The following is a 22,929-nucleotide window of genomic DNA, read 5'->3' as shown; positions in this document are numbered from 1 at the left end:
GCGGCCTAACGGCCGCCGCGCGCCTTGATGTTGGTGGCGTTCATCTCGTCCAGGATCAGGCCGCGCGACGGCGCCGATCCGGTTTCGCCATAGCGCTGCACCTGGACCGACGGGCCGAGCTGCCTGGCGATGGCGTCGGCGATGGTGTCGCGGCGCCGGGCATCGGTCATGCCGGAGGTGCGGTCCTGCAGCGAGGTCCAGTCGACGCCCGTGGCGATGCCGTTGGTCATCAGGGTCTGGCCGTCCCGCCACACCGCGGCGACCACCCGCCCGCCCTCGCGAAACACCGTGTGCGCCTGGACCGCGCGGTTTCTGCGGGTGATCTCCGGATCGACCGCATCCGGGTCGCTGGACGTCTTCATCTGCTGTTGGAAGGCGGTGTCGTTGGCGCGGACCTGCGCCGTCAGGTCGGCGGACGCCCTGACGGCGCCGACCGGGGCGAAGACTGTTCCGCCGGTCAGCCGATAGGCATTCACCGGCGAGGGGCCGGAGGCGGCGATGCTGGTCATGGTGAGCTCCTTCCGGTTGCGGGCAACCTGGGATCAGCAATCTCCATGCCATCGCTCACGGTGACGGGACAGGCGCATCCCCCCGGAATCGCGGTGGATGGGGGGTGCATCCGGGCACGAAGCGCCCACCCGGCGCGGTCGGAGATTCCCCATGAAAAATATGCCGATGGAGGCGAAGTATCCGGCCGGCTTCGGGCCGGGCGGTGGCCGAACGGGTACGGCGCAAGGTGGAGCCGCTGGAAACGGCCTGCGATATCCCGGCAGGCCGTTTCCAGTCTGGACTCAGCCCGCCTCGGCGGCGGAGGAGGCGCTCCACAGGTTGATGCCGGCGTCGGCGACGGCGTGGGTGTCGATCTCCGCCAGCTCCTCCGGCGAGAAGGACAGGTTTTTCAGCGCATCCAGCGAGTTGTCGAGCTGCTCCACATTGCGGGCGCCGATCAGGGCGGAGGTCACGCGCGGGTCACGCAGCACCCAGGCGACGGCCATCTGCGCCAGCGTCTGGCCGCGCCGCTGGGCAATGGCGTCCAGCGCCCGGATGCGCTCCAGATTCTCCGGCGACAGGAAATGCGCCCGCAGCGTCCCGCCCTTGGCGGCGCGGGCATCGGACGGCATTTCACCTTGCGACTGGCCGCCCAGATACTTGTTGGTCAGCATGCCCTGGGCCATCGGCGAGAAGGCGATGCAGCCCATGCCGAGATCGTCCAGCGTGTCGAGCAACCCGCCTTCAACCCAGCGGTTCAGCATGGAGTAGGAGGGCTGGTGGATCAGGCAGGGAGTGCCGAGGTCCTTCAGGATCGCGGCCGCCCGCCGCGTCATCTCCGGCGAGTAGGAGGAGATGCCGACATAGAGCGCCTTGCCCTGGCGGACGATGTGGTCGAGCGCGCTCATCGTCTCCTCCAGCGGCGTGCGGGGATCGACGCGGTGCGAATAGAAGATGTCGACATAGTCGAGGCCCATCCGCGTCAGGCTCTGGTCCAGGCTGGAGACCAGATATTTGCGGGAGCCCCAGTTGCCGTAGGGGCCGGGCCACATCTCATAGCCGGCCTTGGTCGAGATCACCATCTGGTCGCGGTAGGGGCGGAAATCGGTGGCGAGGATGCGGCCGAAATTCTCCTCCGCCGAGCCCGGCGGCGGGCCGTAATTGTTGGCGAGGTCGAAATGGGTGACGCCGCGGTCGAAGGCCCGGCGCAGCACGGCGCGCCCGGTGGCGAACACGTCGGTGCCGCCGAAATTCTGCCACAGCCCCAGCGAGATGGCCGGCAGGTCGAGCCCGCTGCGGCCGGTGCGGCGATAGCTCATCCCCTCGTATCGCTGCTCGGCGGCAAGGTAGGGCGGCTGCATGGCGTTCTCCCGATGTGAGTCAAAGTGATATATCAGAATAGGGCTCCGGTGGGACGCCGCGCAATGGCCCTGCCGGTCATATCACTTCGGGTCATGCCGCTCCGGGTCAAATCGCTTCGGGAAAGCCGGCCGGCGACGCGCAGATCTCCCGGACGCAGCCGCGCAGCCAGCGATGGGCCGGGTCGGCGTCCAGCCGGGGGTGCCACAGCAGGGAAACGGTGACTTCCGGGGCGGGGAAGGGCAGGGCGAAACTGTGGAGGCCGCTGCGCAGGCCGGCGGTGTGGCGCTCGGGCACGCTGACGATCAGGTCGGTGCCGCGCACCAGCGCCAGCGCCGCGGCGAATCCGCCGACGGTCGCGACGACGCTGCGCCGCAGTCCCAGCCGCTCCAGCGCCTCGTCCACCAGCCCGCGGTCGTCGCCGCGCCGCGACACCAGCACATGGCGGCCGGCGGCGAAGCGGGCGGCGGTGATCCCGCCTTTGCACAACGGGTGTCCGGGGCGGACGACGCCGATGAAGCGGTCGTGGAACAGCGCCTGGACCCGCAGCTCCGGTCCGCTGTCCTGGACGACGACCCCGGTTTCCAGATCGACCGAGCCGTCGCGCAAGGGGCCGGCGTCCTTGTCCGGTTTCGACAGGAAGCGGATGCGGACGCCGGGCGCCTCGCCCGCGACGCGGGTGAGCAGGGCGGCGCCGTAGCTCTCCACGAAGCCGTCGCTGGTCCGCAGGGTGAAGGTCCGGGTGAGCCGGCCGAGGTCGAGGTTCTCGGCCGGGCGCAGTGCCGCCTCCGCCTCCTGCACCAGCAGGCGCACGCGGTCGCGCAGGTCGAGTGCGCGCGGCGTGGGGACGAGGCCTCGCCCGGCCCGGACCAGCAGCGGGTCGCCGGTCGCCGCGCGCAGCCGGGCCAGAGCCCGGCTCATCGCCGACGGGCTGAGCCGCAGCCGCCGCGCCGCGCCGACGACGCTGCCCTCCGCCAGCAGGGCGTCGAGGGTGATGAGCATGTTCAGGTCGGGTGCGGTCATGCGCCGGATCGTACCATGATCTGCCCCGATGGCGGCTGCCCGGACATGGCGTTCCATGCACGAATACAGTGCGGATGCTGCGCGTTCCGCCATGCCGCTCCGCGTCCTAGCCTTGGCGCCTGACCTGGAGATGGAGGAGTGTCATGAGGCAAGCGGTTGCGCAGGGCGATGCGGGCGCGGAGGAGGCGGGTGGGACGGTGCGGTGGGGCCTGGCTGGGCTGGCGCTGGCGATGCTGCTGTCCTCGCTCGGCATCAGCATCGCCAATGTCGGCCTGCCGGCGCTGGCGGCGGCGTTCGAGGTGCCGTTCCGCGAGGTGCAGTGGGTGGTGCTGGCCTATCTGCTGGCGATCACCACGCTGATCGTCGGTGTCGGGCGGCTGGGGGACATCGTCGGGCGGCGGCGCCTGCTGCTGGCGGGAATCGCGCTGTTCACCGCGGCGTCGGCGGTGGCCGCCGCGGCGTCCGGCCTGTGGATGCTGGTCGCGGCAAGGGCGGTGCAGGGGCTGGGGGCGGCGGCGATGATGGCGCTCGCCACCGCCTTCGTCGGCGATACGGTGCCCAAGGCGCGGATCGGCCGGGCGATGGGGCTGATGGGGACCATGTCGGCGATCGGCACCGCGCTCGGCCCGACGCTGGGCGGCACGCTGATCGCAGCGTTCGGCTGGCCGGCGATCTTCCTCGCCACCGTGCCGCCGGGCGTGGCGGCCTTCCTGCTGGTGCGGCATGGCCTGCCGGCCGACCGGGGGGCGGCGGACGGACAGCGCGGGCGCTTCGACGGTCCGGGCACGCTGATCCTCGCCCTGACGCTGGCGGCCTATGCGCTGGCGATGACCGGCGGGTTCGGTTTGCCCGCGCCGGTCCTGTTGCTGGCGGCGGCGGGCGGCGCGGGGCTGTTCCTGGCGGTGGAGGCGCGGACGGAATCGCCGTTGCTGCGGCTGGAGTTGCTGCGCGACCGGGCGCTGTGCGGGCGGCTGGCGATGACCATGCTGGTGGCGACGGTGATGATGGCAACGCTGGTGGTTGGGCCTTTCCACCTCTCCCGCGCCCTGGGGCTGGAGGCGGCGATGGTCGGTCTGGTCATGTCGGCCGGACCGGTGGTGTCGGCCCTGACCGGGGTTCCGGCGGGCCGGCTGGTCGACCGGTTCGGGTCCGCGGGCATGACGGGCCTGGGGCTGACCCTGGTGACGGCCGGATGCCTGCTGTTGGCGCTGCTGTCGGCGACGCCGGGCGTGGCCGGCTATGTCGGTCCGCTTGTCATGGTCACGACCGGCTATGCGCAGTTCCAGGCCGCCAACAACACCGCGGTGATGTCGAAGCTGGAGGCGGACCGGCGCGGCCTGATTTCGGGGCTGCTCAACCTCTCGCGCAATCTGGGGCTCGTCACCGGCGCGTCGGCGATGGGGATGGTGTTCGCGCTGGGGGTGGGGACGGACGCCGCCGCCGCCGTGCCGGACGCCGTCGCGGCGGGCACCCGCATGACCTTCGCCGTCGGGGCCGCGCTGGCTGCCGTGGCGCTTGCCATCGCCTGGGGAACGGCTCGGCAAGCGCCCCCTGCAGCGCCTCCTGCAACGCCCCTTGCCGCGCCTCATGGCGAGACAATGCAGCCATGACAATCCTGCCATTGCAGTGACGCTTGTCCCACAAACCATCGGGGCGGGGGAGCCATTCCAGGCGGATCGTTGAAATTCCTTATATCACAAGGATTTTCTCCGGTCTGTCGGTGGCGGAATCGCCCCTGTGGCGGAAAAGATACATCCGATATCGGAAATGTAATGGTGACAATGTTCCGTTTGACCCCGGCGATTACGTCTTCATAATCCTGATTGTCTCGATTGTTCGAGCGATGTGCGCCAGATTATGGAGGCTCCGATGCGCCACACCGACGTGACCCGCAGTTCCGGCATTTACACGGCAGTCCCGGCCGCCGACCGCGTCACCCGTGTCGCCTCGCGGACCTTCCAGCGGATGCTCGACCTGTTGTTTTCCGCGCTGGAGCGGCGCAAACAACGCTATACGCTGATGCACCTCGACGACCATCAGCTGAAGGACATCGGTCTCAGCCGGTCCCAGGTGGAACAGGAAGTGACGAAGCCGTTCTGGCGGGGATGAGACGATGGCCGACAAATCCGTTCACGGCGACGCCATGCGGATCGACTACGCGGTCGAACCGGAGTTGAGCGCGGATGCGTTCATCGACGTTCTGGAACGCTCCGGGCTGGCGGAACGCCGGCCCGTGGGCGACCGCCCGCGGGTGGAGGCGATGCTGCGCAACGCCGGCCTGATCGTCACCGCAAGGGACCAGGGCCGGCTGGTCGGCGTCGCCCGCTCGATCACCGACTTCGTCTTTTGCTGCTACCTGTCCGATCTCGCCGTCGACCGCGCCCTGCAGGGGCGCGGCATCGGCAAGGAGCTGATGCGCCGCACCCGCGACGCGATGGGGCCGGGCACGATGTGCCTGCTGCTGTCCGCACCCAAGGCCGTCAGCTTCTATGAGCAGGCCGGGCTGACACGGCACGAGCAGGCCTTCCTGTTCACCGATCTGGAATAAGCCTCCGGAACAAGATACCGGGGAGGGGGAGCACCGCCGCCATGCCCGACATCATGAGCAACAGCCTGGCCGACAGCCGCGGACTCGACACCACGGGCCTCGCCATTTCCTACGCCGACGTGGTGGGGGCGGCGGAGCGGATCGTCGGAGTCGCCCACCGCACGCCGGTGCTGACCAGCCGTACCGCCGACACGCTGACCGGCGGTGAACTGCTGTTCAAGTGCGAGAATTTCCAGCGCACCGGCGCCTTCAAGATCCGGGGCGCCTACAATGCCGTATCGCGCTTCACCCCGCTCCAGCGTGCGCTGGGCGTCGTCGCCTATTCGTCGGGCAACCATGCCCAGGCGTTGGCGTTGGCCGCGTCGATGCTGCGGGTGAGGTCCACCATCGTCATGCCGCAGGACGCCCCGGCGGCCAAGCTGGCGGCGACGCGCGGCTATGGTGCCGACGTGGTTCTGTACGACCGCTATGCCGAGCCGCCCGACGCCGCCGTCGCCCGTGTGCTGGAGGAGCGGGGCGGCGTTCTGATCCCGCCCTTCGACCATCCCCATGTGATGGCCGGCCAGGGCACCGTTGCCAGGGAACTGATCGAGCAGGCCGGAGAGATCGGAGGGCCGCTCGACCTGCTGGTCGTGCCGACCGGCGGCGGCGGGCTGCTGTCCGGCTGCGTCGTTGCCGCCAAGACCCTCAATCCCGGCTGCCGCGTGATCGGCATCGAGCCGGAGGCCGGCAACGACGCCCAGCAGAGCCTGCGCAGCGGCGAAATCGTCCGCATCGACGCGCCCAAGACCATCGCCGACGGCGCCCAGAGCCGCGCGGTCGGCCAGCTGACCTTCCCGGTGATTCAGCGGCTGGTCGACGACATCGACACCGTCACCGACGACCAGCTGGTCGACGCCATGCGCTTCTTCGCCAGCCGGATGAAGATGCTGGTGGAGCCGACCGGCTGTCTCGCCGCCGCCGCGGTGCTGTCCGGCAAGCTGGACGTGCGCGGCAAGCGCGTCGGCATCGTCGTCACCGGCGGCAACGTCGATCTTTCCCGCTTCGCCTCGCTGGTTCAGGCGGCCTGACCGCCCTTTTCCGCGACCGACACTCCCCCAAGACGTAAGGGATCCCCACCATGACCGGGAAAGCCATGCGCCTGCCCATCTATCAGGTCGATGCCTTCACCGACCGCGTTTTCGCCGGCAACCCGGCGGCGGTCGTGCCGCTGGACTCCTGGCTGCCCGATTCGCAGCTGCAGGCCATTGCGGCGGAGAACAATCTGGCGGAGACCGCCTTCTTCATCCGCAGCGGCGCAGAGTTCGAACTGCGCTGGTTCACCCCGGCGGTGGAGGTCGAGCTGTGCGGCCATGCCACGCTGGCGACCGCCTTCGTCATCTCCACCATCCTGGAGCCCGGTCGCGCCCACATGGATTTCGCCACCCGGCAGGCCGGCACGCTGACCGTCACCCGCGACGGCGACCGCTACACGCTGGATTTTCCCAACCGCCCGCCCCAGCCGGCGGAGACCCCCGACCCGACCCTGCTGGCGGCGCTGGGCGGGCCGGCGCCGGTCGCGATCCTGAGCGGGCGCGACTATCTGGTGGTCTACGAGTCGGCCGACGCGGTGCGGGCGCTGGCGCCGGACATGGCGCTGCTGTCGAAGCTGGACAAGTGGGCGGTCTGCGTCACCGCGCCCGGCGATGCCTCGGGAGAGGGCGGGGTCGATTTCGTGTCGCGCCTGTTCGCCCCGGCCCAGGGCATCCCGGAGGATCCGGTCACCGGCTCCACCCACTGCATGCTGACCCCCTATTGGGCGGAACGGCTGGGCAAGACGGTGCTGACGGCCCGTCAGGTCTCGGCCCGCGGCGGCGAGCTGCTGTGCGAGCTGGCCGGCGACCGGGTGAAGATCGGCGGGCAGGCGGTGCTGTATCTCGAAGGCTCGATCCTGGTGTGATGCGGGGGAGGATCATCCATGTCCGACAATTCCGTGCGCCTCTTCTCCTACGGCACCCTGCAGCAGGAGACTGTGCAACTGGCGTCCTTCGGCCGGCTGCTGGCCGGGCGGGCGGATGCCATGCCGGGCTATCGCTGTGACATGCTGGAGATCACCGACCCGGAGGTGATCCGCACCAGCGGCAAGCGCTTCCACCCCGTGGTCAGCGAAAGCGGCGATCCGGCCGACGAGGTCGCCGGGACCCTGTTCGAGATTACTCCGGAAGAACTGGCCGCCGCCGATTCCTATGAGGTCGCCGATTACCGGCGCGTCATGGTCCGCCTGAAATCGGGGGCCGAGGCCTGGGTGTATGTGAAGGCGTAGAGCGTTCAGCCGCCTTGGACAAAGGCACGGCATCTATTGGGAGCCAGCCATGACTCAAGAACTTTTCGTCATTGCAACAGCTCTCGGGCTGTACACGGCGGTGGTCGTGAGCCCGGGACCGAATTTCGCGCTCATTTCCCGGCTCGCCATTTCGGGAGCGCGTCCAGCCGCACTGGGCGCGACCTTGGGCTTTGCGGTCGCCTCCTTCGTTTACGCCGTCCTGACCATGACGGGGCTGGCTCTGGTGCTGACGCGGATCGGTTGGTTCGCCAGCCTCGTCCAGATCGTCGGCGGCTGTTATCTGGTCTATCTCGGGGTGATGGCCTGGTTCGCCTCCCGGCCGGCTGCCGCGGCGCAGCAGGGCGCGGTCGCGTCCGTCGGCGCCTGGCGCGGCATGCGGATGGGGGCGGTGGTCAATCTGGCCAACCCGAAGGGCATCACCTTCTTCATCGGACTCTATGCCGTCGCCATTCCGCCGGAGACGGCGCTGTGGGCCAAGCTCGTCATCCTCGGCGGCGGGTTCGCCGTGGAGCTCGTCTGGTACGGCGCGGTGATCTTCCTGCTGTCGTCGCGTCCGGCGCGGGCGGCGTTCGAGCGGTTCGGCCAGTGGATCGAGCGCGCCATCGGTTCGGTCCTGGCGGCCTTCGGCCTCCGGCTGATCGCGGAGAAGCTGTAGGCCGGGAGGGGGCCTACATGATCTTTTCGAAGCGGAACATCTCGCCGCCGCCGGGCAGGCCGGACGGGCCGGGGTGGTGCGGATCCGGGTGGCGGTCGCTGAAGAACTCGACGATCCTGAAGCCGCACTTGTTCACATAGAAGTGGATGTTGCGCTTCTCGAAATAGGGCGTGTGGGTCTGCCAGACCCGCGTTGCCGGATACATCCGCTCGATGGCCGTCCAGGCCTTGAGGCCCAGCCCCCGGCCATGCTGTGCCGGCGACAGGAAGAAGAGGTCCAGGGAATTGCGCTGCGTCGCCTCGTCGATCACGACGACGGCGCCGCCGACCCTTTGGCCGTCGCAAAGGATATGCAGAAGCTCGGTGCCCGGCGCCGTCATGGAGTCGTCGAGATCGCTGCCGGAGGGAATCGAGCCTTCCTGAAGGGAGCCGAACTCCTCGATGACGGCGACCGCGAAGGACGCCTCCATATCCGCCTTGAAGGCCGGCAGATCGCCGGGAGCGACGGTCGCGAGGGTAACCTCGCCGTCCTGCCTGGTCCTGGTCATAGCGCGCTGTCGGCGGTCGGGTTTGCCCCTTACGCCTCCGTCTCCATCTTCTGTTCCACCGCGGCGGCCTTGATCGCCTTCTGCAGCTTTTCGAAGGCGCGGACCTCGATCTGGCGGACGCGCTCGCGGCTGATGCCGTATTTCTGCGACAGATCCTCCAGCGTCGTCGGCGTCTCGCGCAGGCGGCGTTCGGTCAGGATGTCGCGTTCGCGCTCGTTCAGCGCGGTCATGGCGTTCGCCAGCAGCTTGCGGCGCTTGCCCAGCTCTTCGCGGTCGGCCAGGGTGATTTCCTGGCTGGCGGTCTCGTCGACCAGGAAATCCTGCCATTCGCCCTCGCTCTCCGCCCGCAGGGGCGCATTCAGCGAATGGTCGGGGCTGGCGAGGCGCCGGTTCATGTTGACGACGTCCTGCTCCGGCACGTCCAGCTTGGTGGCGATGGCGTGGACCTGCTCGGGCGACNGACCAGCTGTGCAGGATGTATTCCTGGATCGCCGCGCGAATCCACCACATGGCGTAGGTCGCCAGCCGGAAGCCGCGGTCGGGGTCGAAGCGCTTGACCGCCTGCATCATGCCGACATTGCCTTCGGAGATCAGTTCCGACAGCGGCAGGCCGTAGCCGCGGTATCCCATGGCGATCTTGGCCACCAGCCGCAGATGGCTGGTGACGAGCTGGTGGGCGGCGCCGGAATCCTCATGCTGCTGCCACCGCTTGGCCAGCATGTATTCCCGCTCCGGTTCCAGCATCGGGAACTTGCGGATCTCCTGGAGATAGCGGGACAGATTGCTTTCGGCCCCGATCGCCGGAAGAGTTGATGCCGTCGCCATGGTTCTGAAACCCCCTTTATGACGGCCGGTGGACGCAGGCATGAATTCATGCGCACACTGCCGTTCTTCGGTGCGGGTTCCACAAACCCCTCTCAATGAGAGGGCGGCGGAACCACGCCATTGACCGGAAGTCTATCCAAGAAAGATTTCCCGGTGTACCGTTTTAAACCGTCTCCAAGGTGACAATTAGTTCATGAATATCCGCCGGGATTGGCGAGCGGAATGTCACGATCTCGCTATTGACCGGATGGCGGAAGGTCAGCGCCGCGGCATGCAGCGCCTGACGCGGAAACCCGACAAGACCACCCCGCACCGGCTCCGGCAGCAGCGAGGCGAATTTGCCGCCGGGCCGTCCCGACCGTCCGCGGCCATAGAGCGGATCGCCGACCAGCGGATGGCCGATATGGGTCAGGTGGACGCGGATCTGGTGGGTGCGTCCGGTTTCCAGCACGCATTCGACCAGCGAGGCCGCCATGCCGAAGCTCTTCACCACGCGGTACTTGGTGGCGGCGTGTTTTCCGCCGCCGGTCACCACCGCCATCTTCTTGCGGTCGGCGCTGCTGCGGCCGATGTTGCCCTCGATCCGGCCCTGCGTCGGGTTGGGCACGCCCCAGACCAGCGCCAGATAGGTGCGGCTGAGCGTACGGTCGGAGAATTGCTCCGACAGGCCGTGGTGGGCGCGGTCGTTCTTGGCGACCACCATCAGGCCGCTGGTGTCCTTGTCCAGCCGGTGGACGATGCCCGGCCGCCGCACCCCGCCGATCCCGGACAGGCTGTCGCCGCAATGGGCGAGCAGGGCGTTGACCAGCGTGCCGTCCGGGTTGCCGGCGGCGGGATGCACGACGAGGCCGGCCGGCTTGTCGATCACCAGCACGTCGGCATCCTCGAACACCACGTCGATCGGGATGTCCTGCGCCACCGGCTCGGCGGCCTCCGCCCCAGGCACCTGCACCTCGAAGGTCTGGCCGGGTTTGACCCTCAGGGACGCGTCCGTTATCGTCCGCCCGTCGCCGCGCACGCAGCCCTGGTCAAGCAGGGCCTGAACGCGCGACCGCGACAGGTCCGGCAGGCCCGCCGCCAACGCCTTGTCCAGCCGCTGGCCCGCCGCCTCGTCGGGAACCGTGTAGGCGAGGGCACGGGCAGGCGAGCCGGCGTCGTCGTCCGGATCGAGGAAATCGTCGGACAGGTCGTCCGGGGTGGTGTCGTCCGGCATGTTGGCGGCCATCGGCTTTGCGTATCGCGTCCTGTTTCAATCGTCCGGGAGTGGACCCCAAACCGTGCAGATCCTCAAGGCACTCGTCGTCATCATGGGCGTTCTGATCGTCGCCGGCTTCACCTTTCTGGGGGTGGAGCTGTACAAGCGGATGTCGGACCCCAACCGCGCCTCCCTGACCGCCATCGCGCCTGCGCCCGCTCCGGCCGAGACCGCCGCCGAGGTGACGCTGGACGTCCCGGCCGGTTCCCGCATCGGCGAGATCGTGGTGGTGGGCAACCGCGTCCTGTTCAAGGTGAGCCTGCCGCAGGGGCCGGACCGCCTGTATCTGATGGACCCGCGCACCGGCGCCGTCACCGCCACCATCACCGCCGGCAAGGCCGCCCCCTGAAGAACAAGGGTCCCGATCATGCATGACTTCCGCAGCGACAATGTCGCCGGCGCCGCCCCGCAGGTGATGACGGCGCTGACGGCATCGTCCTCCGGCACCGCGTCGCCCTATGGCAACGATCCCTGGACCGCGCGGGTGACGGAGCGGCTCTGCGCGATCTTCGAGACCGGGGTCGCGGTCTTCCCCGTCGCCACCGGCACGGCCGCCAACTCGCTGGCGCTGTCGGCGCTGGTGCCGCCTTATGGCGCCGTGCTGTGCCATGACGAGGCCCACATCGCCATCGACGAGTGCGGCGCGCCGGAATTCTTCACCGGCGGCGCCAAGCTGGTCCCGCTGGCCGGCGAGCATGGCAAGCTGACGCTCGACTCGGTGTCGCGCCATATCGCCAGGGCCGGCGTCGGCGTCGTCCACCGCGTCCAGCCCGCCGCCCTCAGCCTGACCCAGGCGACGGAGGCCGGCACCGTCTACACGCCTGCGGAGGTCGAGGCGCTGGTCGAGACCGCCCATTCCAACGGCATGGCCGTGCATATGGACGGCGCCCGCTTCGCCAACGCCATCGCCCGGCTGGGCTGCGCCCCGGCCGACGTGACGTGGCGCGCCGGGGTCGACGTGCTGACGCTGGGCGGCACCAAGGGCGGCTGCCTCGCCGCCGAGGCGGTGGTGTTCTTCAACCCGGCGATGGCCGAGGATTTCGGCTTCGGCCGCAAGCGCGGCGGCCATCTGGTGTCGAAGATGCGCTTCCTGTCGGCGCAGCTCGACGCCTGGCTGGAGGACGGGTTGTGGCTGCGTCTGGCCGCCCACGCCAACGCCATGGCCGACCGCCTGGCCGCCGGTCTGACGGCGCTTCCCGGCGTCGAGCTGGCCCACCCGGTGGAGGCCAACGAGCTGTTCGTCCGCCTGCCGGCCGCTTATGCCGAGGCGCTGGAGGGGGCCGGCTACGGCTTCTACCGCTGGGATGACGGCACTGCGCGCTTCGTGACGGCGTTCGACACCCCGGCGGCGGCGGTCGATGGGTTGCTGGGTATTTTGCGCCGACTCCAAGAAAAGGCTTGATCGTCGGGGCGGGCTNTTCGACTCCCGTCGGGGACGCCACTTCCTCAGTCTTTCGGCTGGATTGTACGTTCCCACATAATAAATCCAGATACATTCTATTGGCATGGAATGATCGATAGGATCGTCAGTCTTCGACCTCAGAGAACAAGAACTTGAAGCTGTATTGGCGAAGGGTGAGTGTTGGAATAACTCTTGCTGCGGCTTTAGTCTTGGCGTCGAAACCGGATGCGACAAGAATACCCCGGACTTCGCCGCCTTCCTCAACAAGCACGTCACCCATGTAGCTCGCAATCTGAGCCACGGCTTGATGTCGGGCCGTGCCTGCCTTCAGTTCAATGATAACCGTCCGACCTTGTACGTCCCGAGCGGTGATATCGATGAAGCCTGACTGAACCGAGCGTTCGGCCCCATCATCAATGATGGTAAGGCCCTGCTCAAGCTGTTCGATCCCGGATCGAAGCGCGGCTTGCATGTCTCTTTCAAGGCCGAATGACCGGCCAACATCCTCCATGACCGTCACGGCGGCGGCTTCTTCCAGCTTGAGCGTCTCCATGTCGTCATAACCAGTGTCGCGGAAACGCCGGTATCTCTCCACGGCCCCCCTGTACGCCGCCAACCCTGTTTGAAGATCGCCGTCGATGGGGAGTTTGCTAGGATTCGGGTGGTTGCGACGTTTATCGTCCTTCGAGTAGCGCAACGTGGAGAGCAGGGACTCCATACGGTCCTTGGCGTAATGCTCGTCCAGGTTGCCGTGGTGATCTTCGACACGCTCAGCACGGTAAAGTTGAGCGTTCACGGTGTTTGGAGCGTATTTCTCCAGCTCCAACCATGCTTTGTATTCTGGTTTCATCTGAGATTCTAATGCCTGCTAAAAGCCAAGAAAAAAACGAATATCATAACTGCTACGAATATAATTCGATTTTTTGTCCTTCTATATTTATCTATTTTCTGGGCGCATTGTTCGCATACGGTGCGAACGCCAGTTTTCTTGCTGCTTGAGGAGGATATTGTCTTTCCAAAATAGACGCCTTTACTCGATCCGGTGTGGACCTCACGCCGGTATCCGCTTCCAGGAATGGGAGTATCACAGGTGTAGCAATATCTCATCCGCTCTCTCTTTGATCTGTATCGGAGCGTGCCAATCTCACCATAATACAGATTATAGGGCGATGAGGCAACTGAGAGACCGCAGGCTTCATGTCGTGCTTAAGGTTTCTACGCATCTGACTGCGTATGTGGTGAAGCACGGAGCAGCGAATTGCTGAGGTAATGATAAGAGAGGGCGAGTTGTTCTCTCAATATCGAACTGTCCCTACCCCAAAACCCCCGTCCGATACAGCGTCACCCGGATCCCCCCGTTCGACACCGACACCCCATCCTCCCCGAACGGCAGCTCCGTCGCCTTCGCCAGGGCTGCTTCGTTGGTGACGATGCCCACCCGCCAGCCGCCAAAGCGGCTTTTCAGCGTCTGGCCCATGGCGTGGTAGAGCGGGATCAGGGACTTGCCCTCGCCGATGCGGGCGCCGTAGGGCGGGTTGACGATGACGAGGCCGGGCGGACCCTCCGGCGGGGTCAGGTCGCTGATGGCGTGGTGGGCGAAGTCGGTCCAGGCGGAGATGCCGGCCCGCTCGGCGTTGGCGCGGCTCATGGCGACGGCGCCGGCGTCGCGGTCGCTGCCGTAGAAGCGGACGGCGGGCGCGGTGGCCGTGGCGTCGCCGCGCAGGCTCCGCCAGACGGCGGGGTCGAAGTTGGCCAGCTGTTCGAATGCGAAGGAACGCGAACGGCCGGGCTTCAGGCCGGCGGCGATCTCGGCCGCCTCGATCACGAAGGTGCCGGAGCCGCACATCGGATCGACCACCGGAACCGGCTCGCGCCCGTCATAGCCGCATTGGCGCAGGAACAGGGCGGCCAGCGTCTCGCGCATCGGCGCCTTGTTGACCGCCTCCTTGTGGCCGCGCTTGTGCAGCGACTCGCCGGAGCTGTCGACGCTGATGGTGCAGAGGTCGTCGTCGATCCGTGCCTTGATCTGGACGGCGCGGGTGTCTTCGTCCGGCGCATCCCTGTCGGCGGACTTTCCGGTCTTCTTGGGCGCGGCCTTGACGATGGGGGCGCCGAGCTCCTCGGCGATGGCGCGTTCGATGCGCTGGGCGGCGGCGCCGGCATGGTAGATGCGCGAGGCCTTGCAGGAGGCCTCGACCCGCACCGGCACGTCGGCGCGCAGGATTTGCGCCCAGGGGACGCGGCGGGCGCGCTTGTCCAACTGCGCCAAATGCAGGGCGCGGAAGCTCGCAATGCGCGCCAGCACGCGGGTGGCGCCGCGCAGCTCCAGGTTGGCCCGCCAGACCTCCGGCCAGCCGCCGCTGACCGTCACGCCGCCCTTCACCGCGGTGGGGTTCGCGAAGCCGCGGTCGGCGGCCTCCGCGCACAGCACGGCTTCCAGGCCAGGGGCGGCCACCAGGAAAATCTCGAAATTCTGGTCGGTATGGTCGGGGTCGGTGTTCATCCCGCCTACATAGCCCGAAGGCCGGCCGTCTTCGACAGGTTTCTCGCGAAACGGCGGGAAGGCAGGAACCGGTCCCGGTCGCCGCGCGGCGCCGCCGCACAGGGGTGTCGGCGGACGTCCGCGGCAGGATCGGGACTGTCCGGTACGCGTTACCGGTAAAGCTCAGCGGTAGGAGCTGTGCGAGGCGATGGCGTCGGTGCGGGCGGCGGCGTCGCCCGAGGCGGACAGGCCGACGAGGCTGTCCTGAACCGTGCTGCCGAGGCCGAGCTTGGCGCGGGCATAGGCCAGATAGGCGCTGGCGCCCTTGGTATCGCCCTGGGCGGCGAGCGAGCGGGCAACCGACAGTGCGGTGCGGGCGGCGTCGCGCTCGCTGCGCTCGGCGGTGGGGGAATCGGCCTGGACGGCGGCGGTGGAGGCCAGCAGGCTGTCGAACCCGGCATCCTGCGCGGCATTGGCGCTGCCGGCTGCAAAGGTCAGGGCCGACAGCGACAGGGTGGCGGCAACGGCGACGGTGGCGAACTTCTGCGTGACCATGACGATGTCCTTATGCGAAGACTGCCCTGCCGGGGGATGCGCCCGGCGACGGGGGATTCGTCACCGGGCGCGGGGCGGGGCTGGAGGGTGATGTCCGGTCGGCGCCGGGGAGCGTCGGCCGTGAACACAGAGTTAACCGTCCGCCGCCGCCGGATAAATCCAGCTGTTCCGACAACACTATTCGTTTGGGAACAACAATTGGCCGCTCGGCGTCGACCATGCCGGCCGACCTGCCGCCGGACCCTGGATTGACGGGGGGAAGCGCCGCCCCCTATGATCGGATTGGAACACGAACAATCAGGCAGCCTTTCGATTCCGAACATGGGACGGGGCGGCCTGCCATCAGGGGAGCACGCGTTCATGACCGCGACCGAATTTGCCGATTGGCCCGCCGACCTGCTGGCGCAGGAGTTCCGCGGCAAGCGGGTTCTGGTGACCGGCAGCAGCCGCGGCATCGGCGCCGCGGTGGCGGCGGCCTTCGCCCGGCTCGGCGCCCAGGTCGCCATTCACGGCCGCGACGCGGCGGCGCTGGAGGCCGCGGCCGTGGGGATCGGGGCAGGTGTGGTCCCGCTGGCCGGCGACTTCGCCGACAAGGCGGAGGTCCGCCGGGTGGTGGACAGCGCCGTGGACCGGCTGGGTGGGCTCGATGTGCTGGTCAACAATGCCGGCACCATGTTGGGCCGGGTGGCGCTGGGCGACATCGACGACGAGTTCCTGCAGCGGCAGTTCGACCTCAACGCCGCCTCCACCGTCGTCGCCAGCCGGACGGCGCTGCCGGCGCTGATCGCGTCGAAGGGCGCCATCGTCAACACCGGTTCCATCTCCGGCCGGACCGGGGGCAGTGCGGGGTCGTCGCTCTACAGTGCCGCCAAGGCCTTCCAGGCCAGCCTCGCCCGTTCGCTGGCGACGGAACTGGCGCCGCACGGCATCCGCGTCAACGCCGTGTCCCCCGGCACCATCGACACCGATTTCCACCAGCGCTATTCGACTCCGGATAAATTGTCGCAGACAGCAGCGCGCATCCCGCTGAAGCGGCTGGGCACGGCGCAGGATTGTGTCGGCGCCTACCTGTTCCTCGCCTCCGGTCGGCTGGCCGGCTACATCACCGGGCAGGTGATCGAGGTGAATGGAGGACAGTTCTATAACTAACGGCTAGGTTTCGCAGTTTCGGAGCGGGAAAGCTGGCAAATTGCAAAGCATTCCCAAGAGTATTGGCAATTTGCGAGATGCCGCCGGCGTGCTTGCAGGCAACCGGCGGCATTTTCGCAGGGTAGAAAAGCAACTGGGCCGTTAATGGTCCCTTGGCATCGTTCTTGTAGAGTGACCAACCAATCGGCGGTCTGATCAAAGACCGCTCCGTTGCCAGTGGAAGCCGGGGTCACCATGATGAACGCCACCAGTCAGAGCCAGCCCGCCAAAGCCGGAGCCTTTGCCAACCTGCGGACGGCGACCAAGATCTACACCGGCTTCGGCGTCACCCTGGCGCTGCTGGTCGGGCTCGGGGCGGTATCCTGGACGGGCTTGCGGTCCAGCGACGACGCGCTCCGCCAATATGCGGCGCAGTCGCACGTCGCCATGGCGGTGGCGGAGGCGGACACCAACATGGCCGACGCCTTGGGCTCGGCGGAGGAGTTCGTGTCCAGCGGCTCCCCCGCGGTGGCCGACCGCTTCCGCAGTGACGTCGAGAAGTTCCGCCAGAAGCTGGATTCCGCCACCGCGCGGATGACCCGTGCGGCCGACCTTCAGGCGGCGCAGGAGATCGCCGCGCTGCGCCAGACGCTGACCGGCGGTTTCGACCGTCTCGTCGCCGCGCGGACGGAGCGCGACCAGATCATCGCCTCGGTGGTGAACACGCTGGGCGCCGACATCCGCCGCACCCTGAGCGATACCGTCAAGGCGGAGAAGGACGGCGGCAACCTGGACCGCACCGTGCGCGCCGCCGAGGTCAGCGAACAGTACCTGCTGGTCCGCGTGCTGGTCGCCCGCTTCGTGGCGGAAACCAAGGCGGAGGATCTGGAGCGCATCCGCAAGGATCTGACCGACGTGACCGCGAAGGCGGAGGCGCTGCGCGACGGGATGGCGGACGGTCCGGTCAAGACCAAGCTGGCCGCGGCCGTCGCCAAGCTGCCCGCCTACCGCACGGGCATCGAGCGCATCGCGGTGCTGAGCGGCGATCTGAAGTCGCTGAACACCGAGACGCTGGGCAAGGCCGGCAAGGAGATCGGCGACAAGATCGGCGTGATCCGCACCCAGTCCGCAGACATCCTGGCGCAGCTGGAGCGCACCGCCGCCACCGAGGTCGCCACGGCCGAATCGCGCGGCACGGCGGTGACCGTGGTCGCCCTGCTGGCCGGACTGCTGCTGGCCTGGGCGATCTCGCGCGCCATCACCCGGCCGCTCGGCACCATCACCGGGGCGATGGGGCGTCTGGCCCAGGGCGACCTGAGTGTGGCCGTCACCGACGGCGAGCGCCGCGACGAGATCGGCGCGCTCGCCCGCTCGCTCCTGGTCTTCAAGACCAATGCGCTGGAGATGGAGCGCCTGCGCAGGGCGCAGGAGGAAAACGAGCGCAAGGCCGCCGAGCATCGCCGCGAGACCATGATGCAGATGGCCGACACCTTCGAAAGCACGGTGAAGGGCATCGTCGACACCGTCGCCAACGCCGCCACCGGCATGCGCGATGCCGCCACCGCGCTGACCGCCACCGCCCATGAGGCGAGCGAGCGCTCGCTGCTGGTNCAAGGCGCTGATCGCCTCTCGCATGGGGGGGGCGGACCGCCCATTTCATGCCCACTGCGCTGGTCGACAGCCAGTTCGCCGACCTCGAGATGCCCGCCGCCGACGGCGGTGCGGAGATCCTGAAGGAGATCCAGGCCGCCATCGCTGCCGCCCGCAACTGAGGAGCTGTCGGCCTCCATCGCCGAGATCGGCCAGCAGGTGGAGAACTCGACCCGGATCGCCACCCAGGCGGTGGCCGACGCCGACGGCGCCGACCGCACCATGCGCGAGCTGGTGACCGCCGCCGAGCAGATCGGCGCCGTGGTGGAGCTGATCAGCGGCATCGCGGCGCAGACCAACCTGCTGGCAGCTGACGCTCGACTCGGTGTCGCGCCATATCGCCAGGGCCGGCGTCGGCGTCGTCCACCGCGTCCAGCCCGCCGCCCTCAGCCTGACCCAGGCGACGGAGGCCGGCANGCACCACCGCCATCGCCGCCGCCATCGAGGAACAGGCCGCCGCCACGCGGGAGATCGCCAGCAGCGTCACCCAGGCCGCCCAAGGCACCGAAGAGGTGTCGAGCAACATCGCCGGCGTCAGCTCCGCCGTTCATGAGACCGGCGACGCCGCCGGCCGCGTCCACGGCACCTCGCACGAGCTGGCCGCCGAGGCCGAGCGGCTGCGCCGGGAGGTCGGGACCTTCATTGCGACGGTGCGGGCCGCGTGAGGCGCAGCGGCGGGAACGTCCCGGGCAGTCGGTCCGGGGCGTTCCCGCTCAGGTGCTCTCCCGCGCGATGAAGGTCAGCCCCAGGTCGAGGCGGCGCCGCGGCGGCTCCTTGCCCTCCATCAGGTCGAGCAGCATGGCCGCGGCGTGGCGGCCGATGGCATAGCGCGGCGTGGCGACGGTCGTCAGGGTGGGGGTGGTCCAGGCCGATGCCGGCAGGTCGTTGAAGCCGGCGATCGCCAGCTGCTCCGGCACGCGGATGCCGCGGCGCTGGCATTGGAACAGCGCCCCCTGCGCCAGATCGTCGTTGCAGAAGAAGATGGCGTCGCAATCGGTGTTCTCGGCCATCAGCCGGTCGATCATCGCGGCGCCCAGATGGATGGAGGATGGGTCGGGCAGGCGCCACACCCGAGTCTCGTCATACAGCCCGGCCTCCTCCAGCGCATGGCGGTAGCCGTCCAGGCGGGACAGCGTGCGGGGGTCGAGCTGCACGGCGACGAAGCCGATGCGGCGGTAGCCGCGCTCCAGCAGATGGGTGGTCATCAGCCGCCCGCCTTCCTCCTGCGAACAGCCGACGCTGAGGCTTTCGGGATCGTCCAGCAACTCCATCATATGGACGGTCGGGCTGCTCAATGCCGACAGGTAGGTGCGGGTGACGTCGGTGTGGTCGATGCCGGTCAGCAGGATGCCGTCGGGCTGGAACTGCAGGTAGGTGCGGATCAGCCGCTCCTCCTCCTCCGGGGAATAATGGGTGACGCCGATCAGGGCGCGGTAGCCGCGCGGCAGCAGCATGTCGTGGATGCCGGCCAGCGTCTCGACGAAGACCATGTTGGTCATCGACGGGATCAGCACGGCGACCGTCATCGACCGCGCCGACGCCAGCGCGCTGGCCGCCTGGTTCGGCACGTAGCCCATCGACTGTGCGGTGTCGAGGATGCGCTGGCGAAGCTCCGGCCCGACCAGCTCCGGCCGCTTGAAGGCGCGCGACACGGTGATGGCGCTGACGCCGACCCGCTCCGCCACGTCCGCCATCGTCGCCCGGCCGGTGCGCGAGGAGCGCGGCTTGCGCGTCTTGACCGTCGGGGATGCAGGCCGATCACCGCCACGCGTCGTCACAGGGGTCCGTCCTTCCGATACCGGCCGAAATTCCGGCCTGTGGGCGCCGGCGCGACGTATGGCCGCGCAGGATCGCTGATTACTGTTGTGCAGCATGGCGGGCAAGAGCCGCCTGCAACCTGCGGCCAACCCGTCACCCTGGCCAACCTGTTCGTGCGCAACTCAAACAAAACTCTTTACGCTCGTCAAGGTTAGCGCTAACAATATCGTCATCTCGTCCCGGCGTCATCCATGCATTCGGGCCATAAGGTCGCGGATGTGTTCTTGGTCGGGAAATGATAGCGCTAACATATCTTTGTAGTGCGTTGCCGCCGTGACCTGAAGGGGCGCGGATGCCGCCCTGCACCGGGAATCGGGAACACCAGTCTCAAGAACGGTCCCTCAATCGCGCCGTCTCCCGCCACCGGCGCCCGCCCGCCGGACAGCCTGTCCGGGGCACCGCCGGTCGTCGTGGTGATGGGTGTCGCCGGCTGCGGCAAGTCCAGCGTCGGCCGGAGCCTTGCCGCGGCGCTGGGCCAGGCCTTCATCGAAGGCGATGCGCACCATCCGCCCGCCAACATCGCGAAGATGTCGTCGGGCATCCCGCTGACCGATGACGACCGCGACGGCTGGCTGGGCACGCTGGCCGGCTTCATCGCCGATGCGCATCGCGAAAAGCGCGGGCTGGTGGTCGCCTGTTCGGCGTTGAAGCGGCGTTACCGCGACCGGCTGCGCGGCGATTGCAAGCGGGTCGTCTTTCTGCATCTGCATGGCGACAAGGCGCTGATCGCCTCTCGCATGGGGGGGGCGGACCGCCCATTTCATGCCCACTGCGCTGGTCGACAGCCAGTTCGCCGACCTCGAGATGCCCGCCGCCGACGGCGGTGCGGAGATCCTGAAGGAGATCCAGGCCGCCATCGCTGCCGCCCGCAACTAATACCAGCGGCTCTTGATCCTGACAGCTCAGGATCAAGAGCTNATCCTCCCCCGACCAGCGGTCATCATCAATGACCGCCGGTATAAGCGCAGCGACAAAAAGCCCATGTGAGTCAGGGGGGGTGGAGCGGGAGACCGGTCCACCCCTTTTGCTTTCGCGCGCGGCGGGACGGTGGAGCTTACGGGTTACGGGGAGGGGGAAGGAGTGTGGTTTGAGAACCGGTCACACCTTGGTATAGGCTGGAAAGTTCAGTGTTCTAGTTATTATGATATATTATTACGTTTTCGAGGATTTTTTTGGAACTTAAGGGCCTTTTGCTGGACCTGTGCATCAGTCCTGGGCGATAGATATATTACCTATTCGATTGTATGCGGAGTCGGTGATGTTCAAGAAGTTGCCGTTGGTCAGCAAGCTGGTGCTGGCGATCGGTCTGGTTCTGGCTGTCGGGCTTGGGGTTGGAACGGTCGTGATCTCTTCCAAGAGCGGCGCCGATACCGATGCCTTGTCCTTCAAGGTTGGCGATGAGCTGGGCAAGTACCATGCCGAGGTCGTCGAACGCCGGCTGGAAGATGCCTTGGACGTCAGCCGACAGATGGGGATGACCCTGCTTAGCCTGAAGCGCAGCGGCATCGTCGACCGCGGCACGCTGAACAACTGGATGAAGGCGACGCTGGAGGCGAACGACGGCCTGCTCTCCGTCTGGATCGGGATGGAGCCGAACGCGCTGGACGGCAAGGACGCCGCCTTCGTCAACAGCCCCGGCTCCGACGCCACCGGCCGTTTCCTGTCCTATTGGAGCCGTGGCGGCGGCCAGATCCAGCTGGAGCCGTTGACCGATTACGACAATCCGGGACAGGCCGGCATTTACTACCAACAGGCCAAGCGGACCGGCAAAGAGGTGATCGTCGAGCCCTACACTTATGAGGTTGCGGGCAAGACGATTCTGATGATTTCGCTGGTGGTGCCCATCATCGAAAACGGCAAGGTGATCGGCGTCGCCGGTGTCGACATCGCCACCGATACGATCTGGAGCGAGTTGAAGACGGTCAGGCCCTTCGAGACGGGATCGGTCTTCCTGATCTCCAACGGCGGGCTGTGGGCGGGCTACAGCAACGCCGACCATCTGGGCAAGCCGATCCTGCAGACCAACCAGCGCCTGCAGGCGGCGATGCCGGCGATCCGCGAAGGTAAGCCTTATGCCCATTTCTCGATGTCGGCCAGCCTGAAGACCGAGGTGAAGCAGCTGTTCGTCCCGGTGGTCGTCGGCAACACCGGCACGCCCTGGTCGGTGCTGATCAATCTGCCGATCAACAAGATCGAAGTGCCGAAGCGGGAGTTGACGCGCTTCATCGCCATCGGCGCGGTGCTGCTGACCGTTGCGCTTCTGCTGGCGCTGTGGCTGACCAGCCGCCTGGTAATCGGCCAGCCGCTGCGGCGGATCATCGCAACGATCCAGGCGCTGACCGCCGGCCGGCGCGACGTGGAGGTGGCCGACCGCGACCGTGCCGACGAGATCGGCGCCATCAACACGGCGCTTCAGCTGTTCAAGGAGAATGCCGGCCGCGTCGCCGAGATGGAGGAGCAGCGCCGGCTGGACGAGCAGCGCGCCGTCGAACAGCGCAAGCAGGAGCTGGCCGGGCTGGCCGCAAGGTTCGAGGGCACCGTCGGCGGCGTGGTCGCCAACGTGGCCCAGCAGGCCGAACTGATCCGCACCGATTCGGAAGGGCTGTCGGCCATCGCCGAGCAGACCAACGCCCAGGCGGCGGCAGTCGCCAGTGCCGCCGACATCGCCAGCACCAACGTCCAGACGGTGGCCGCCGCGGCGGAGGAGCTTGCGCACTCCATCGAGGAGATCAACCAGCGCATCGCCGCCTCGTCCCGCATGGCGAACGACGCGGTGGGAGAGGTCGAGAAGACCAACGGCACCGTGGCCGGTCTGGCCGAAGCGGCGCAGAAGATCGGCGACGTGGTGAACCTGATCCAGTCCATCGCCG

21 protein-coding genes and 3 pseudogenes are annotated in these 22,929 nt (G+C 67.7%); 13 read left to right on the top strand and 11 right to left on the bottom strand.

What is annotated here, in order from left to right; genetic code table 11:
• Positions 1 to 5: 5 nt before the first annotated feature.
• From A6A40_RS25710 to A6A40_RS25700, 3 genes are all read right to left on the bottom strand, one after another.
• The gene (locus A6A40_RS25710) at positions 6 to 509 is read right to left on the bottom strand and encodes a hypothetical protein (protein ID WP_108548694.1); all 504 of its coding nucleotides are present in this window, start codon (positions 507 to 509) and stop codon (positions 6 to 8) included.
• Positions 510 to 791: 282 nt separating this feature from the next.
• Positions 792 to 1,850 (bottom strand): L-glyceraldehyde 3-phosphate reductase, encoded by a 1,059-nt coding sequence (mgrA, locus tag A6A40_RS25705; RefSeq protein ID WP_108548693.1) that lies wholly within the window; start codon positions 1,848 to 1,850, stop codon positions 792 to 794.
• Between the two features lie 106 nt (positions 1,851 to 1,956).
• Entirely contained in the window at positions 1,957 to 2,871 is a 915-nt protein-coding gene (locus tag A6A40_RS25700; protein WP_108548976.1) for a LysR family transcriptional regulator, read from the bottom strand.
• A gap of 143 nt (positions 2,872 to 3,014) precedes the next feature.
• On the opposite strand from A6A40_RS25700, the gene A6A40_RS25695 reads away from it, so the two are divergent.
• The 7 genes from A6A40_RS25695 (at position 3,015) to A6A40_RS25665 (ending at position 8,397) form a co-directional block, all read left to right on the top strand.
• On the top strand, positions 3,015 to 4,481 hold the full coding sequence (locus A6A40_RS25695) for an MFS transporter (RefSeq protein ID WP_108548692.1): 1,467 nt from the start codon (positions 3,015 to 3,017) through the stop codon (positions 4,479 to 4,481).
• Between the two features lie 259 nt (positions 4,482 to 4,740).
• Complete coding sequence (locus A6A40_RS25690; RefSeq protein WP_236784034.1) at positions 4,741 to 4,980, top strand: DUF1127 domain-containing protein; 240 nt, start codon at positions 4,741 to 4,743, stop codon at positions 4,978 to 4,980.
• Positions 4,981 to 4,984: 4 nt separating this feature from the next.
• Positions 4,985 to 5,419 carry a GNAT family N-acetyltransferase gene (locus A6A40_RS25685; protein ID WP_108548690.1) on the top strand — a complete coding sequence of 145 codons (435 nt, stop codon included), beginning with the start codon at positions 4,985 to 4,987 and terminating at the stop codon, positions 5,417 to 5,419.
• A 41-nt stretch (positions 5,420 to 5,460) separates the two neighbouring features.
• Positions 5,461 to 6,489: a threo-3-hydroxy-L-aspartate ammonia-lyase gene (locus tag A6A40_RS25680; protein ID WP_108548689.1), complete on the top strand. Its 1,029-nt coding sequence runs from the start codon at positions 5,461 to 5,463 to the stop codon at positions 6,487 to 6,489.
• Positions 6,490 to 6,554: 65 nt separating this feature from the next.
• Positions 6,555 to 7,358: a PhzF family phenazine biosynthesis protein gene (locus tag A6A40_RS25675; RefSeq protein WP_108548688.1), complete on the top strand. Its 804-nt coding sequence runs from the start codon at positions 6,555 to 6,557 to the stop codon at positions 7,356 to 7,358.
• A gap of 18 nt (positions 7,359 to 7,376) precedes the next feature.
• Complete coding sequence (locus A6A40_RS25670; RefSeq protein WP_108548687.1) at positions 7,377 to 7,721, top strand: gamma-glutamylcyclotransferase family protein; 345 nt, start codon at positions 7,377 to 7,379, stop codon at positions 7,719 to 7,721.
• Positions 7,722 to 7,770: 49 nt separating this feature from the next.
• Entirely contained in the window at positions 7,771 to 8,397 is a 627-nt protein-coding gene (locus A6A40_RS25665) for a LysE family translocator (RefSeq protein WP_108548686.1), read from the top strand.
• A 13-nt stretch (positions 8,398 to 8,410) separates the two neighbouring features.
• Here the strand turns inward: A6A40_RS25665 and A6A40_RS25660 are convergent, their stop codons facing one another.
• The 4 genes and pseudogenes from A6A40_RS25660 to A6A40_RS25650 form a co-directional block, all read right to left on the bottom strand.
• On the bottom strand, positions 8,411 to 8,944 hold the full coding sequence (locus tag A6A40_RS25660; protein WP_108548685.1) for a GNAT family N-acetyltransferase: 534 nt from the start codon (positions 8,942 to 8,944) through the stop codon (positions 8,411 to 8,413).
• A 29-nt stretch (positions 8,945 to 8,973) separates the two neighbouring features.
• Positions 8,974 to 9,403, bottom strand: a pseudogene (locus tag A6A40_RS31805) (sigma factor-like helix-turn-helix DNA-binding protein); the annotation flags it as partial.
• A gap of 1 nt (position 9,404) precedes the next feature.
• Positions 9,405 to 9,769: sigma-70 family RNA polymerase sigma factor (locus A6A40_RS31800; protein ID WP_236784033.1), on the bottom strand; the 365-nt coding region annotated here is incomplete at its 3' end.
• A gap of 163 nt (positions 9,770 to 9,932) precedes the next feature.
• Positions 9,933 to 10,994, bottom strand: coding sequence for an RluA family pseudouridine synthase (locus tag A6A40_RS25650; protein WP_108548684.1), 1,062 nt, complete (start codon positions 10,992 to 10,994; stop codon positions 9,933 to 9,935).
• 52 nt (positions 10,995 to 11,046) lie between these two features.
• Here A6A40_RS25650 and A6A40_RS25645 point away from each other — a divergent pair, with 52 nt between their 5' ends.
• Both A6A40_RS25645 and A6A40_RS25640 read left to right on the top strand, forming a co-directional pair.
• Positions 11,047 to 11,373 carry a hypothetical protein gene (locus tag A6A40_RS25645; protein ID WP_108548683.1) on the top strand — a complete coding sequence of 109 codons (327 nt, stop codon included), beginning with the start codon at positions 11,047 to 11,049 and terminating at the stop codon, positions 11,371 to 11,373.
• Positions 11,374 to 11,391: 18 nt separating this feature from the next.
• On the top strand, positions 11,392 to 12,426 hold the full coding sequence (locus A6A40_RS25640; RefSeq protein ID WP_108548682.1) for a threonine aldolase family protein: 1,035 nt from the start codon (positions 11,392 to 11,394) through the stop codon (positions 12,424 to 12,426).
• A gap of 124 nt (positions 12,427 to 12,550) precedes the next feature.
• Here A6A40_RS25640 and A6A40_RS25635 read toward each other — a convergent pair whose 3' ends face one another.
• The 3 genes from A6A40_RS25635 to A6A40_RS25625 form a co-directional block, all read right to left on the bottom strand.
• The gene (locus tag A6A40_RS25635; RefSeq protein WP_108548681.1) at positions 12,551 to 13,276 is read right to left on the bottom strand and encodes an endonuclease NucS domain-containing protein; all 726 of its coding nucleotides are present in this window, start codon (positions 13,274 to 13,276) and stop codon (positions 12,551 to 12,553) included.
• A gap of 462 nt (positions 13,277 to 13,738) precedes the next feature.
• Positions 13,739 to 14,929, bottom strand: coding sequence for a THUMP domain-containing class I SAM-dependent RNA methyltransferase (locus A6A40_RS25630; RefSeq protein ID WP_108548680.1), 1,191 nt, complete (start codon positions 14,927 to 14,929; stop codon positions 13,739 to 13,741).
• Between the two features lie 162 nt (positions 14,930 to 15,091).
• On the bottom strand, positions 15,092 to 15,463 hold the full coding sequence (locus tag A6A40_RS25625) for a hypothetical protein (RefSeq protein WP_108548679.1): 372 nt from the start codon (positions 15,461 to 15,463) through the stop codon (positions 15,092 to 15,094).
• Positions 15,464 to 15,823: 360 nt separating this feature from the next.
• Between A6A40_RS25625 and A6A40_RS25620 the strand changes: the two genes are divergently transcribed.
• Together A6A40_RS25620 and A6A40_RS32355 are read left to right on the top strand one after the other, a co-directional pair.
• On the top strand, positions 15,824 to 16,612 hold the full coding sequence (locus A6A40_RS25620; protein WP_108548678.1) for an SDR family NAD(P)-dependent oxidoreductase: 789 nt from the start codon (positions 15,824 to 15,826) through the stop codon (positions 16,610 to 16,612).
• Positions 16,613 to 16,846: 234 nt separating this feature from the next.
• Positions 16,847 to 18,201: pseudogene (locus A6A40_RS32355) on the top strand (HAMP domain-containing protein); the annotation flags it as partial.
• A gap of 753 nt (positions 18,202 to 18,954) precedes the next feature.
• On the opposite strand, the gene gntR reads toward A6A40_RS32355, so the two are convergent.
• Positions 18,955 to 20,019 carry an HTH-type transcriptional regulator GntR gene (gntR, locus tag A6A40_RS25595; protein ID WP_269467690.1) on the bottom strand — a complete coding sequence of 355 codons (1,065 nt, stop codon included), beginning with the start codon at positions 20,017 to 20,019 and terminating at the stop codon, positions 18,955 to 18,957.
• 456 nt (positions 20,020 to 20,475) lie between these two features.
• On the opposite strand from gntR, the pseudogene A6A40_RS32350 reads away from it, so the two are divergent.
• Together A6A40_RS32350 and A6A40_RS25585 are read left to right on the top strand one after the other, a co-directional pair.
• Positions 20,476 to 20,769, top strand: a pseudogene (locus A6A40_RS32350) (gluconokinase); the annotation flags it as partial.
• 548 nt (positions 20,770 to 21,317) lie between these two features.
• The coding region (locus A6A40_RS25585) for a methyl-accepting chemotaxis protein (RefSeq protein ID WP_236784032.1) at positions 21,318 to 22,929 on the top strand (1,612 nt) is incomplete at its 3' end.

Origin of the sequence: Azospirillum humicireducens, from assembly GCF_001639105.2 — a bacterium.
Taxonomy (GTDB): Bacteria; Pseudomonadota; Alphaproteobacteria; order Azospirillales; family Azospirillaceae; genus Azospirillum; species Azospirillum humicireducens.
The sequence above is the reverse complement of the archived record's forward strand: the minus strand, read 5'-3'. Positions and strand labels throughout refer to the sequence as shown.

Excerpts from the sequence above, each read along its gene's own strand:
- A6A40_RS25710 (WP_108548694.1), bottom strand. The coding sequence starts at position 509 with ATGACCAGCATCGCCGCCTCCGGCCCCTCGCCGGTGAATGCCTATCGG.
- mgrA (WP_108548693.1), bottom strand. The coding sequence starts at position 1,850 with ATGCAGCCGCCCTACCTTGCCGCCGAGCAGCGATACGAGGGGATGAGC.
- A6A40_RS25700 (WP_108548976.1), bottom strand. The coding sequence starts at position 2,871 with ATGACCGCACCCGACCTGAACATGCTCATCACCCTCGACGCCCTGCTG.
- A6A40_RS25695 (WP_108548692.1), top strand. The coding sequence starts at position 3,015 with ATGAGGCAAGCGGTTGCGCAGGGCGATGCGGGCGCGGAGGAGGCGGGT.
- A6A40_RS25690 (WP_236784034.1), top strand. The coding sequence starts at position 4,741 with ATGCGCCACACCGACGTGACCCGCAGTTCCGGCATTTACACGGCAGTC.
- A6A40_RS25685 (WP_108548690.1), top strand. The coding sequence starts at position 4,985 with ATGGCCGACAAATCCGTTCACGGCGACGCCATGCGGATCGACTACGCG.
- A6A40_RS25680 (WP_108548689.1), top strand. The coding sequence starts at position 5,461 with ATGCCCGACATCATGAGCAACAGCCTGGCCGACAGCCGCGGACTCGAC.
- A6A40_RS25675 (WP_108548688.1), top strand. The coding sequence starts at position 6,555 with ATGCGCCTGCCCATCTATCAGGTCGATGCCTTCACCGACCGCGTTTTC.
- A6A40_RS25670 (WP_108548687.1), top strand. The coding sequence starts at position 7,377 with ATGTCCGACAATTCCGTGCGCCTCTTCTCCTACGGCACCCTGCAGCAG.
- A6A40_RS25665 (WP_108548686.1), top strand. The coding sequence starts at position 7,771 with ATGACTCAAGAACTTTTCGTCATTGCAACAGCTCTCGGGCTGTACACG.
- A6A40_RS25660 (WP_108548685.1), bottom strand. The coding sequence starts at position 8,944 with ATGACCAGGACCAGGCAGGACGGCGAGGTTACCCTCGCGACCGTCGCT.
- A6A40_RS25650 (WP_108548684.1), bottom strand. The coding sequence starts at position 10,994 with ATGGCCGCCAACATGCCGGACGACACCACCCCGGACGACCTGTCCGAC.
- A6A40_RS25640 (WP_108548682.1), top strand. The coding sequence starts at position 11,392 with ATGCATGACTTCCGCAGCGACAATGTCGCCGGCGCCGCCCCGCAGGTG.
- A6A40_RS25635 (WP_108548681.1), bottom strand. The coding sequence starts at position 13,276 with ATGAAACCAGAATACAAAGCATGGTTGGAGCTGGAGAAATACGCTCCA.
- A6A40_RS25630 (WP_108548680.1), bottom strand. The coding sequence starts at position 14,929 with ATGAACACCGACCCCGACCATACCGACCAGAATTTCGAGATTTTCCTG.
- A6A40_RS25625 (WP_108548679.1), bottom strand. The coding sequence starts at position 15,463 with ATGGTCACGCAGAAGTTCGCCACCGTCGCCGTTGCCGCCACCCTGTCG.
- A6A40_RS25620 (WP_108548678.1), top strand. The coding sequence starts at position 15,824 with ATGACCGCGACCGAATTTGCCGATTGGCCCGCCGACCTGCTGGCGCAG.